The sequence below is a fragment of the Enterococcus sp. DIV0970a genome (assembly GCF_051711265.1).
GTDB classification, from domain to species: Bacteria; Bacillota; Bacilli; order Lactobacillales; family Enterococcaceae; genus Enterococcus_D; species Enterococcus_D casseliflavus.
The window spans coordinates 2,944,163-2,956,467 of record NZ_JBIOMF010000001.1 but is presented as its reverse complement, the minus strand read 5'-3'; the positions used below and the strand labels follow the sequence as shown (position 1 = coordinate 2,956,467).

At 42.6% G+C, this 12,305-nt stretch carries 12 protein-coding genes; 7 read left to right on the top strand and 5 right to left on the bottom strand.

Features of this window, described 5'->3' with window-relative positions; translation table 11 throughout:
* Nucleotides 1-23 precede the first annotated feature (23 nt).
* The 4 genes from IGK14_RS14275 to IGK14_RS14260 all read right to left on the bottom strand — a co-directional run bounded on the left by IGK14_RS14275 (nucleotide 24) and on the right by IGK14_RS14260 (nucleotide 3,309).
* A complete protein-coding gene (locus IGK14_RS14275) occupies nucleotides 24-1,574 on the bottom strand; it encodes an IS1182 family transposase (protein ID WP_034696319.1) in 1,551 nt (516 codons plus the stop codon).
* 147 nt (nucleotides 1,575-1,721) lie between these two features.
* Nucleotides 1,722-1,883 carry a hypothetical protein gene (locus IGK14_RS14270; protein ID WP_010749117.1) on the bottom strand — a complete coding sequence of 54 codons (162 nt, stop codon included), beginning with the start codon at nucleotides 1,881-1,883 and terminating at the stop codon, nucleotides 1,722-1,724.
* A 33-nt stretch (nucleotides 1,884-1,916) separates the two neighbouring features.
* Complete coding sequence (locus IGK14_RS14265; protein WP_005233740.1) at nucleotides 1,917-2,267, bottom strand: hypothetical protein; 351 nt, start codon at nucleotides 2,265-2,267, stop codon at nucleotides 1,917-1,919.
* 19 nt (nucleotides 2,268-2,286) lie between these two features.
* Nucleotides 2,287-3,309, bottom strand: a complete 1,023-nt coding sequence (locus tag IGK14_RS14260; protein WP_010749118.1) for a lactonase family protein — start codon at nucleotides 3,307-3,309, stop codon at nucleotides 2,287-2,289.
* Nucleotides 3,310-3,427: 118 nt separating this feature from the next.
* On the opposite strand from IGK14_RS14260, the gene IGK14_RS14255 reads away from it, so the two are divergent.
* From IGK14_RS14255 to IGK14_RS14235, 5 genes are all read left to right on the top strand, one after another.
* Nucleotides 3,428-3,781 (top strand): PTS glucitol/sorbitol transporter subunit IIA, encoded by a 354-nt coding sequence (locus IGK14_RS14255; RefSeq protein ID WP_005228025.1) that lies wholly within the window; start codon nucleotides 3,428-3,430, stop codon nucleotides 3,779-3,781.
* 15 nt (nucleotides 3,782-3,796) lie between these two features.
* On the top strand, nucleotides 3,797-4,978 hold the full coding sequence (locus IGK14_RS14250) for an AI-2E family transporter (RefSeq protein ID WP_010749119.1): 1,182 nt from the start codon (nucleotides 3,797-3,799) through the stop codon (nucleotides 4,976-4,978).
* Between the two features lie 281 nt (nucleotides 4,979-5,259).
* Nucleotides 5,260-5,829, top strand: coding sequence for a TetR/AcrR family transcriptional regulator (locus IGK14_RS14245; protein WP_010749120.1), 570 nt, complete (start codon nucleotides 5,260-5,262; stop codon nucleotides 5,827-5,829).
* A gap of 33 nt (nucleotides 5,830-5,862) precedes the next feature.
* The gene (locus IGK14_RS14240) at nucleotides 5,863-6,402 is read left to right on the top strand and encodes a flavodoxin domain-containing protein (RefSeq protein WP_010749121.1); all 540 of its coding nucleotides are present in this window, start codon (nucleotides 5,863-5,865) and stop codon (nucleotides 6,400-6,402) included.
* Between the two features lie 322 nt (nucleotides 6,403-6,724).
* Nucleotides 6,725-8,035, top strand: a complete 1,311-nt coding sequence (locus IGK14_RS14235) for a family 20 glycosylhydrolase (RefSeq protein WP_010749122.1) — start codon at nucleotides 6,725-6,727, stop codon at nucleotides 8,033-8,035.
* 227 nt (nucleotides 8,036-8,262) lie between these two features.
* On the opposite strand, the gene IGK14_RS14230 is transcribed toward IGK14_RS14235, so the two are convergent.
* Nucleotides 8,263-9,123, bottom strand: a complete 861-nt coding sequence (locus IGK14_RS14230; protein ID WP_005228070.1) for a MurR/RpiR family transcriptional regulator — start codon at nucleotides 9,121-9,123, stop codon at nucleotides 8,263-8,265.
* A gap of 216 nt (nucleotides 9,124-9,339) precedes the next feature.
* Between IGK14_RS14230 and rpsO the strand changes: the two genes are divergently transcribed.
* Nucleotides 9,340-9,609, top strand: a complete 270-nt coding sequence (rpsO, locus tag IGK14_RS14225) for a 30S ribosomal protein S15 (protein ID WP_005228072.1) — start codon at nucleotides 9,340-9,342, stop codon at nucleotides 9,607-9,609.
* A 470-nt stretch (nucleotides 9,610-10,079) separates the two neighbouring features.
* Complete coding sequence (pnp, locus tag IGK14_RS14220) at nucleotides 10,080-12,197, top strand: polyribonucleotide nucleotidyltransferase (protein WP_010749123.1); 2,118 nt, start codon at nucleotides 10,080-10,082, stop codon at nucleotides 12,195-12,197.
* Nucleotides 12,198-12,305: the final 108 nt, after the last annotated feature.

Genomic DNA, 12,305 nt, shown 5'->3' with positions numbered 1-12,305 from the left:
TTTTTTTATTCATTTTGGGTAGTTCAAGTACCTATTTTTGTCAATTTCATCATATTGATTGCCGTAATGAGTAAACCCGTCTGTTTTCTGACTTTTTCTAAGCCCCTAACCGTGTATCGAGTGAAACCCAAACAAGCCTTCATAAATCCGAAGACTGTTTCCACGTCGATCTTTCTCCGACCATATATTTTTTGAATTTCAGGCGTTGATAAGCGCTCTTTTTGTTTTTCTTTATGGTATTCCCAAGACGGATTTACAGTGATCTTTCTGCGATTCCCCTTTGGGGTTAAGGCTTCAGGAATGAGCGCTTGGTTCGCATCCGTTTTTTCTGCTTGATATTCTTTAAAATCTCGGACAAAGCCATCCGCATCTGTTCGTTGACGGTAAGCATGAAAATTGAATCGTACCCCTTTGGGGTCGATGTAAAAGTCTTCCTTAGGCTCATAATCCCAATTCATTACTTTCCGATCATCTGTCTGCCATTTCTTGCTTTGTTCTTTAAACATCGTTCCATAAGGAATCAGTGCAGTATGTTGGGGAAGTTCATCTTCTATATAGCGGTAATTGCTTTCTGAACCATAGCCTGCATCGGCGACCAAATAATGAGGGGACTTTTGTGCAATCTTCATCTTTTCCAGTAATGGTTTTAGTGTCTTAGTGTCTGTTGGGTTTTGAAAGACATCGTAGCCGAGTACAAATTGATTACAAGTAGCGATTTGCAGGTTATACGCAGGCTTAAGTTGTCCATTTTTCATAGGGTCTTCTTTTAGGCGCATGAATGTCGCATCATGATCAGTTTTTGAATAACTGTTTCTTGTCCCATAAGTAGAAAACTGCGTTTGATGTTCCAGAACTTTTTCTCGTTTTGTATTTAATTTGCGTACTTGGCTTTTCAACGTTCGTCGTTGTTGTTTCGCTGGATTTGGCGAAAGACGTTTCGTTGCCTCAACTTCTTTTTCTAGTTCTTCCAGACGTAGTTCCATCCGTGTTAACAGTTCATCTATCATGTCTACTGTCAAGGTCGTCCCTTCGGGAATCTGTTTCAGGGCATACGCTTCTCTTAGTTCCGTCATCATAGTAAGCAGTTTTTCGCGATTCATTTGATCGAATCGGATCGTGTTTTTCTTCCAGACAAAGCTGTACTTATTCGCATCTGCCAAGATTTTTGTACCGTCAATAAACAACGCATCATCAATCAGATTCCGTGCACGCAGATACTCTGTCAACTGATCTAAGCCTTTATTGGTCAACTCCTGCACATCGTTAGATACACAAAAACGGGCGATCGTTCGATAAGTCGGAACCCGTTCTTGCGTCAACCAGCGAGCATAGAGGTTTTCTTCAGCTAAGCGTTCAATCTTGCGACTTGTAAAGGTTTCTCGCGTATACGCAAAAAGAACCAACTTCAACATGGCACCTAAATCATATTCTCTTGGTCGACCAAAAAGATAGGGGTCATTAATCTGAAGCGCTTCAACCAGTTCATGGATAAAAACGGCGACATGATTTTCTTTTGGAGAAAATGAAGTAGATAGATCCAAAGTGAGTTGATTCATGTTATAATTAGTATACATTTTGTTTAGTCCTTTCAGGATTAAATGATGGGGCATTGGCGGCAACCGGTGCTCCTTTTTATTTTACCCAAAAAACCGCAAGAAATGAACGATTTCTCGTCATTTCTTGCGGTTTTCTTCTATGGACTTATGTCACAGTCCCGTTTCTTAATTTTCTACATTGCGTACATAGTCATCAAAGTATTTTACCAAATCCGCTTTGACTTGTTGATAGTCTTCTTCGGAATAGGCTTTGTCTTCTAGTTTTGCTTCGAAAAACGGCATGGCCAATTCTTCTCGTAAACGATCCAACACTTGTTCTTGGTTCATAACGTCACCTTTTTCACATTTGATTTGATTTCATCATAACAAATGAAATGAGGCTGTCAATGCTTCGTAAGTGTCTTTCATTTTTTCTAAACGATTTTTTAAAGAAACAAAATCATCGTCATCATGAAAAAGGACTTGTTTTAATTCAAAATAATAGATCTCAAAAGCATCAAAGAAAGCAATGACTTCCGCTGTTTGCAGCTCTTTGGCAGTATCGCAGCGAATATAGGCTTTTTCAGCGATCGCATACGTTTCTGCAGTCGTTAATAGGACCAATGATTCATTGTATTTGCGGCTCGTCACTAGTTCAAAGGTTGATTGACATTTATTGTAGATATTAGAAAAATCTTTGAGCACAAGTTCCTTTGGTGTTTTATCAAACATGGGGGAATCCTCCAAAACTTTATTTTTTGAATAAGACGCAGACACATTCCGGTGCGTAGATGTCTTTTTCTAAGACAGTCAATTTGCCAGTGGCTTCATCGCGTTTGTATAACGTTAGGTTATCAGAATTTTGGTTGGCACAAACGAGATAATCGTTTGTCGGGTCCAAATCGAAGTCGCGAGGGAAGTCGCCTTCAGTCGAGATTGATTGAACAAAAGTCAGGCCAGCGCCTTCATCGGTTACTTCAAAAACAGCGATTGAATTATGGCCGCGATTTGAGCTGTAAACAAAACGGCCATCGTTCGAGATACGTACCGCAGCGCCACTGTTGAAATCCGTAAAGTCTGCAGGGATCGTTGGCACCTTTTGGATATTCTCAAAACTGCCATCTGCTTCATTGTAGCGTAAAACAGTCAATGAGCTGTCTAATTCGCCCACTAAGTAAGCGTATTGGTTAGTTGGATGGAAGACCAAGTGACGTGGGCCAGTTCCGTCTTCTGCCACGTAAACGGCAACTTCTGTCAGTTTGCCATCTTCTGAAATATCATAAGTATAGACACGGTCCGTTCCAAGGTCACAAACTGCTAAACGTTGGTCTGGTGTTAAGTCAGTATAGTGGACATGAGGTTTGTCTTGGTTTTCATGAGAGCCGACGGGTTCATCATGGTAGATGCTGTCCGTTGCTTCGATGCTGCCATCCTCTAGAATTTTATAAACATTCACTTCACCTTTATGGTAGTTGGCACCATATAAAAGCTGACGGGTTTCATCAACTGCTACATAGCAAAGTGGTGCGCCTTCTTCCGTTGCGGTATTCAGCAAGGTAAAGTCTGGGGTATAAGCAGCTGCGCCGCCGTTGCCATCTACTTCTGTGACGCTGTAAACTGCTTCTTTTTTACTGCGGGCAAGATAAGTCGGACTTTTTTCTTCCGCGCATAAGGTCAAATCGGTCAGTGTTCCTTTTTCCGTATCTAAAGCGATCGAATAGATCCCTTTACTTTCGCGACGAGTGTACGTACCTAAATAAATCGTTTGCAACATAAAAAAACCTCCTAATAGTTTCATTCCTATTTAATTCTACCATAGAATGCGGTTTTGGGCGGGTAGAAAAACTCTTTATGTTATAATAAACAAGAAGATAGAAAGGGGAGTTTGTCATATGAAAAAAGGGACGATCAAAGAAATCGGTCCACAAGCGATCGATTCGCAAGAAAGAATGATCATCTTTTTTGGGGAAGAAGCGACCGACACACTGCGAGAATATTCAGTCATTCAAACGATTCCTGATTCGCAAGCGTTAGTCGTCACAAAAGGGGACCAGATCACTTTTGGTGATCAGACCTATCAAGTCCAATATGTAGGGACGGTCGTAAACCAAATCCTGCAAACGATCCAGCATGTGACCTTTGTCTTTGACGAAGTGCCGGCTGAAGATCAGCTTTCAAGTGCGATTTATTTAACGCCAACTGTTCTGCCGAAACTAGAAGTCGGCATGCAGGTGACGTACGACTAGGAGGCAAAGAATGTCATGAAAGAAACGCAGAAAAAGCCGCATTCCTGGTTTTGGAAATGGTTTTTAAACAATCAAGCAGTGACCAGCTTGCTGGTCATTTTATTGATTCTCTTGATTTTGCTGCTCTTTACGAAAGTGTCGTATTTGTTTGAACCCGTCTGGCAATTTTTAGCCATCGTCGGATTGCCAATCATTTTGGCGGGGATCTTGTATTACTTGATGAACCCCACCGTCGACTACTTAGAACGCAAGGGAATCAAACGAATCTACAGTATTTTTGGTCTCTTTATTTTAGTGGTTGGTCTGATCGTCTGGGGTGTGGTGGTGATCATCCCTAAGATCCAAGAGCAATCCATGAGCTTTGCGGATAATTTGCCAGGCTACTTGACGATCATCGAGAATAAGGTGAATGAGATTCTCTCTGATCCAATCTTCTCGCAAGTCCAAGAGCAGATCGAAGCCTCCAATGAGAAGCTGATTTCTTCTTTGACGGATATCGTCCAAAACCTTTCCCGCAGCACGATTCAAAATCTAGGCAGTTTCTTCGGCGCCGTTGCAACGATCGTTTTAGCGGTCATTACCATGCCATTTATTTTGTTCTACCTACTGAAAGATGGCCGTAAACTAGCCCCTTATTTTGTTAAATTTCTGCCAACCAAAATGCGCCAGCCATCACTGGTCGTCTTAAAAGAGATGAACGATCAAGTATCCTCCTATATTCGGGGACAACTGACGGTGGCGTTTGCGGTCGCAGTGATGTTTATGATCGGGTTTAGTATCATTGGCTTAGATTATGCCATCACACTGGGGATTGCAGCGGGATTTCTAAATTTAATCCCTTATTTAGGATCTTTTTTGGCCATGATCCCTGCGGTCTTTTTAGGAATCGTCGGTGGACCCGTGTTACTGATCCAAGTGCTGATCGTCTTTGTCATTGAGCAGACCATTGAAGGCCGCTTGATTTCGCCATTAGTTCTAGGAAACGAGTTGTCGATTCATCCTGTCACGATCCTGTTAGTCCTCTTGACTTCAGGAAAACTGTTTGGCCTTGTTGGGGTCATTTTAGGGATTCCTGTGTATGCGGCAGCTAAAGTGGTCATTACCCATGTGTTTGAATGGTATACGCGGGTTTCCTCCTTGTATAAAGAGGAAGAACCGATCCCCGAAGCGCCACCAGAGAACACCCCAGAAGTGTAGCAGCTTCGAGTGTAAAAGAGCCCATACGTATTATCTACGGTACAGCCTTTTTCTGTGGGCTGTACCTTTTTTATGCGGATAAAAGAGCCAGCAATCATTGGAAAGTAACGGAAGATTTACACCCTATGAACGATGATTTGTGAGAAAGCGACAGCTCTTTATTCAATAGAAAGAGCGAGGGATAGTGGCTTGGATCCAATTGACTTCGAAGGAACAAAAGAATATAATCGATTTATATAAAGAGTTTATATAACGAAACTTGTGCTTAAGGAGGGCAATGAATGCCGAAACAACGAATAACAAAGGAAATGGTGGTTGATGCCGCCTTTGAGATTGCTCGAAAAGGCGGTATGGAGCACGTGATCGTCAAGAACATTGCCGAGAAGTTAGGCTGTTCAGTCCAGCCCATTTATAGTTACTGCACCAATATGGAGGGCCTGCGAACAGAGGTAGAGCAGAAAGCACGGCAATTTTTACAAGCGTATCTAGAAGCCCATAGCGACCCCCAGGATCTGTTTCGCAGTACCGGACACGCGTATTTGCAATTGGCGAAAGAAGAACCCCATATTTTGAGTATTTTTGTCTTACAAAAAAGAGCGAATGTTTCGTCATTAGAAGATCTGTATCAGTTGGAGACGAATCCTCAAGTAGCCCAAAGGATTGCCGCCGATTTGACTATCAGTATAGAAACCGCCAAACAGCTACACATGCATATGCTCATTTACACGATCGGAATCGGTACGATTTTCTCAGTAACGACACCTGGTATTCCACTAGATGAAATCTATGCACAACAGGAAAAAGCGTACGAAACGTTTTTAGAACAAGCAATAGCTGGCACAAAACCATAAGGTGCAGTCCTAACTGCAGAGAGGAGTTCCCCCATGAAAAACGGCATTATTGTTTATCAATCGAAATACGGCGCTGTCAAAAAGTATGTCCACTGGCTTCAAGATGCAACAGGTTTTTCCAGCCTAGAAACCCCAAAAGCGAAAATAGCTGAAGTAATGGATTATGACACAATTATCTTCTGTGGGGGAATCTATGCATCGGGTATTGCTGGACTGTCCTTTTTAAAAAAGAATACCAACCAGCTAAAAGACAAAGAGATACTTATCTTTTGTGCGGGAGCCTCTGCTCCTGAAGAAGATGTTGTGAAAAAACTCAAAGAACAGAATCTCACGGGTCCGCTAAAAGACATCCCCCTTTTTTACGGCAGAGGACAATGGCAGGAAAGCAAAATGAATTTCTTTGATCGAAACTTAGTGAAAATGTTAAGAAAAGCTGCGGCTAAGAAAGCGCCTCACACCTATGATCCGCAGATGAAGGCGCTCATGGAAGCCAACGGACAAGATTGTGATTGGACAGATAAAAAGTACTTGGGTCCGTTGGTGGATTATTTGGAGCAGGGACTGTTTCAATAGTAAAGGCCAATTGCAGCTCAGCTGATTTTTCTTTTGTAGTAGTATAGGGGAGAGAATCATCATTGGGAAGCTGGCTCTTTTTCCCATTCACATCCTTCCAGAAAAGTTATAACGAATCGATCGACAACTACATGAGAATTGTTGGCTTTACTGGGATGATCGTTTGAATAGGCAATTAACCACCATACACAGGACCGGCTTTTCTGATTAGTACTTATTAAGAAATCTCTCAAAATGAAAACGTTCTTATAATCAGGTGTTATGATAGAAAGGAACCTTCATAAAAGGGAACAAATTATTAATTGTACTGAGAGAAACGAAGATGAATGAAGCACACAATGAATTCGTAGATTATAAAAAAGCAACCGCTCTTTTTGCAACAATGGGCTGGCAAATGCCAGACCACCAACCCCAAATCGTTCTCAGGCCATCACTTGATGCGGATTTTCGTTTTGAGAAGCAACAGATCATTGTCTCAACTCCTGAGAAGGTCTATCCTGCTACAACGAAATATTGGCGAGATTTCTTTACTGATCAATTGCGGGAAGGCTCATATGCGGCGGCTATCCCCGAACGTTGCTTAATGATCGATATTGGTCGCAAATTTTACTCCTTGATGGATTTAAAAGCTGTCGTTCGTAGTATGGCTTGTTTCCAGTTTACCCATCTACAGCTACACTTTTCCGAGAATGAAGGATTTCGCATTGAATCAGAGCAATTTCCAGAAATCGTTTCGGAGGAGTATTTGACCAAACAAGAGATCCGCGAATTGATCGCATATGCCCACGAACATCGCATTGCCATCATTCCGGACTTTGATTCTCCCGGTCATCTGCGGCAAGTGTTGGCTCAAAAGCCCGAGTGGCAATTACCGACAGCCGATGGCACGCGTGATGATCGAGCACTGAACATTTTGGATTCAGAAGCGGTAGCTTTTATTCAGGAAGTTTATCGGGAATATGCGCAACTGTTTGAAGACAGCACCTATTTTCATATTGGTGCCGATGAGTTTATTGATTTTGATCATTTAGAAAACTTTCCGCAAATGATCGAAGCAGCCCGTGAGCGCTATGGAGAAAAAGCCAGTGGAATCGAAGTCTTTATTGATTACGTCAATGAGCTGGCGGCCTTTGTTGAAAGTCTCGGCTTTGTTGTGCGGGTCTGGAATGATGGGTTTTACCGCTTGAATCGCCAAGAGCAGACAACGTTGACGGAGAATTGCCAAATCTCCTATTGGACCCGTTGGAACCAGAATATGGCGCCGGCAGATGTCTTTTTTGAAAAAGGCTATACCATGATCAATCACAATGATAATTTTTTCTATTATGTCTTAGGAGAAGCGGCAGGCTATACTTATCCAACCTACGAAAAAATCAGCAATGAATTCCAGTTGACGACGTTTGCCAATGGACAACAAGTTGCACAGGAACAGCTTGCCCAAACACAGGCGATCGCTTTATCCGTCTGGGCGGATGTACCTGAGGCTCAGACTAGTCGTGAAGTGATCCAAGCGATTTTTTGGCTCCAAGCGGCCATCGCACAAAAGGTGTATCAAGAAAAAGACCGCCCAAAAGCTGCGTATCAAAAACTATTTGATTCGTGGGTAGTCTCGTATTTGGAGGAGGAGCAATGAGGAAAGTAGTCGCGAGCAAGGAGAAAACAGGAGCGGATTCTATCTAGCGAGACGGAGTAAGAATGAATGCAACGTCCAGTTCATTCTACAATGGGGATCATTGCTTAGCATAAAAAAATAGAGGCTGATGACATTCAGCCTCTTGTCTTTGATTGGTAAAAAACGTTTCATCAATGGGTAGAGTCATCGCTTTAATAAAGAGTAGGAGGCTATAGCTCCCTAACATTTTACAAATACTTCTCACGAAAATCAGCGATGGCTTGGCGTGACGCATAGATATTTCGTGCCAGCTTTTCATTTTTACTTAAAAAGACATAGAAAAGGACATCGACCGCTAATAGGTGGGCGATGATTGAATTGGTAGCGGCACTCCGCTGGTTGGCTTCTTTGGAACGGGACACTTGCAGGGGAACATCCGCCAACTTCGTCAACGGATTGCTGCCAAAGCGGGTGAGTGACAGGATCGGAACGCCAAGATTTTTAGCGATTTCGGCTAAGTGAACCATCTCAGGCGTGTGTCCACTGTTGGAAATGACCCAGACCAGACTTTTTTTCTCGTTTTTGACAAGTTGCGGCAACAAGAGATTGTAGTCATTTTCAAACACGACGATCTTGCCTAAACGAGTCCATTTTTGTTGGATATCTTGTGCGATCAATGAGGAAGCACCGATTCCGCAGACAAAAATGCGTTCACGAGTCGCGATCAGTTCAGCGGCAGCCAACATCAGCTGTTCTTCTAATAATTGGGCCGTCTCATTCATGGTCACCTGGGCATTGTGGCTCAATTTTGAGGTGATGGCATGAAAGGGCTCGTTTAATTCAACATCGGCATAGCCTAAATGCTCATTGGCATTGTGGCGCAAGCCGGATTCGGCAGATAATTGTATTTTTAAATCTGTCAAACTAGCAAAGCCGGTTTTTTTCGCAAAACGTACAACGGTTGGTGCACTGATCCCAGTGGCTTCTGCTAATTGACTCGCAGTCATCGACGGCACTTTTTCAGGATTGGCCTCCATGAATGCGAAGAGTTTCTTCTCAGAAAGCGATAATTCATTTTTCATGCTCTCGATTCGGGAAAGAACGCTCATCCTTACACTTCCTTTAGATAGAGTAGTATCCTAAGTATAACATAAGTTTTGGAGGAGCTTTCAAAAGAAACGAAAAGAATAGGTAGATAAACTTGCTTTTTTACTTAGAATCAAGTAAAGTAATTACGTGTGAAAAGCACAGTACCTGTTACTTGGTTTAACGAATCACCAACGTTTTACTCAGTCGCAGGGGAAAAAGAAAAAGAGGTGAAAAACATGGCAATTTCAAAAGAACGCAAAAACGAAATCATCAACAAATTTGCACGTCATGAAGGAGATACTGGTTCTCCAGAAGTTCAAATCGCTGTTTTAACAGAAGAAATCAACCATTTGAACGAACATGCACGTATGCACAAAAAAGACCACCATTCATACCGTGGGTTGATGAAAAAAGTTGGACATCGTCGTAACTTATTAGCTTACCTACGTCAAAAAGACGTACAACGTTACCGCGAATTAATCCAAGCTTTAGGATTACGTCGTTAATCAAACAAAGAAAAGTGAGGTTCAACCCGAATCTCACTTTTTTGCTATGAATTACTGCGACTGAGCGGCGCAAGCCGCACAGAGCAGATGATGAATAGTACTAGGCGAGAGCAGCGAGCGTAGTGACCAAGCAGCGGAATCACTGCGACTGAGCGGCGCAAGCCGCACAGAGCAGATGATGAAACCTACTAGGCGAGAGCAGCGAGGGTAGTGACCAAGCAGCGGAATCACTGCGACTGCATTGTCGGCTAAAACAGCTGATGCAGTCTGACAGGTAAGCTCGAGCCATCTAAAAAGTGAAACACCAAAATAGCGGCCTTTTGACTGGTGAATCAAAAAGCGCAGCCAAAAAGAATTTTGGGTCCTTGTAAGCAGCATCCTACTAACCAAATGAAAGCAGCGGAACGCCATTCCGATTTTTTCATTTGTTTAGTAGTGACTTGCTGGGATCCGATGAAAAGGAGCAGAACATGACAGAAAAACAAGTATTCAAAACAACTTGGGGCGGCCGCCCATTAGAAGTAGAAGTTGGCCAATTAGCCAAGCAAGCAAACGGAGCTGTATTGGTTCGTTATGGCGACACGGTTGTCCTAAGTGCAGCGGTTGCATCTAAGGAAGCAAAAGATACCGACTTTTTCCCATTAACGATCAATTACGAAGAAAAAATGTATGCCGTAGGGAAAGTACCTGGTGGCTTTATCAAACGTGAAGGACGTCCAAGTACGGAAGCAACCTTGACTGCCCGCTTGATCGACCGTCCGATCCGTCCAATGTTTGCGGAAGGCTTCCGTAATGAAGTACAAGTTACAAACATCGTAATGAGCGTTGAACAAGATTGTACGCCTGCAATGGCAGCAATGTTAGGTTCTTCTTTAGCGTTATCTATTTCAGATATCCCGTTTGACGGACCGATCGCTGGTGTCGATGTCGGTCGGGTCAATGGCGAATATGTCTTGAATCCAACAGTAGAACAAGCAGAACAAACCGATATCGAATTGACAGTAGCTGGAACGAAAAAAGCCATCAACATGGTTGAATCAGGAGCGAAAGAAGTTTCTGAAGAAGACATGTTAGGTGCGTTATTATTCGGCTTTGATGCTATCAAAGAATTGGTTGCCTTCCAAGAAGAAGTTGTCGCAGCTGTGGGCAAACCAAAAATGGAAGTCAAATTGTTACAAGTAGATGCTGACTTGAAAAAAGAAATTTTCGACGGCTACTACCAAACAATGAAAACTGCTGTTATGACGGAAGAAAAATTGGCTCGTGAAGACGAGATCGATAAAGTCAAAGACACAGTGAAAGAAGTGTATGCAGAAAAATTTGCTGGACATGAAGAGGAAGCACAATTCTTGAAAGAAGTGAAACAAATCGCAGAAGATCTTGAAAAAGATGTGGTTCGCGAATTGATCACCATCGACAAGATTCGTCCGGATGGCCGTCAATTAGACGAAATCCGTCCATTGGCATCAGAAGTTGGCTTATTGCCACGTGTTCATGGTTCTGGTCTATTTACTCGGGGACAAACCCAAGCGTTGTCTGCGTGTACGTTAGCACCTTTAGGTGAACACCAAATCATTGATGGATTAGGGGTTGAAGAATCAAAACGATTCATCCACCATTACAACTTCCCTCAATTTTCTGTTGGTTCGACTGGTCGTGCTGGCTCACCAGGACGTCGTGAAATCGGTCATGGTGCATTAGGCGAACGTGCCTTAGCACAAGTGATTCCTGATGAAACAGACTTCCCTTACACAATCCGTCTTGTTGCAGAAGTATTAGAATCAAATGGTTCTTCTTCTCAAGCAAGTATTTGTGCAGGAACCTTAGCATTGATGGATGCAGGGGTACCAATCAAAGCACCAGTTGCAGGTATCGCAATGGGACTTGTATCTGATGGTAAAAACTACACGATCTTAACGGATATCCAAGGCTTAGAAGATCACCTTGGCGATATGGACTTTAAAGTTGCTGGAACCAAAGATGGGATCACTGCGTTACAAATGGATATCAAGATCCAAGGAATCACTGAACAAATCTTGACAGAAGCATTAGATCAAGCGAAAAAAGCACGGATGGAAATCTTAAATGAATTGACATCAACATTGGCTGCTCCTCGTGAAGAGTTAAGCCAATACGCACCGAAGATCGAAATGATCCAAATCGATCCTGCGAAGATCAAAGATGTAATCGGTAAAGGCGGCGACACCATCAATGGCATCATTGATGAAACTGGCGTGAAAATCGATATCGATCAAGACGGAAAAGTTTCGATTGCTTCTGCTGATGCAGAAATGATCCAAAAAGCCATCAAGATCATTGAAGAATTGACGAAAGAAGTAAAAGTTGGCGAAGTGTACCTTGGGAAAGTTGTCCGTATTGAAAAATTTGGTGCGTTTGTCAACTTGATCAAAGGCAAAGACGGCTTAGTTCATATTTCACAACTTGCGAACGAACGGGTCAACAAAGTGGAAGACGTTGTCAAAGAAGGCGACGAAATCTTAGTGAAGGTTACAGAAATCGACAAACAAGGTCGTGTGAACCTTTCAAGAAAAGCACTATTGAACGAAGACAAAGCAGAGAAAAAATAAGCTGCTACTTCTAAATCATAAGCAAAGTCTAGGAAACTGGACTTTGCTTTTTTTGTGTCTAAGTAGCAGCTCTTCAAGAGGGTCTTACTTGACAGGAGTTATTTTTTG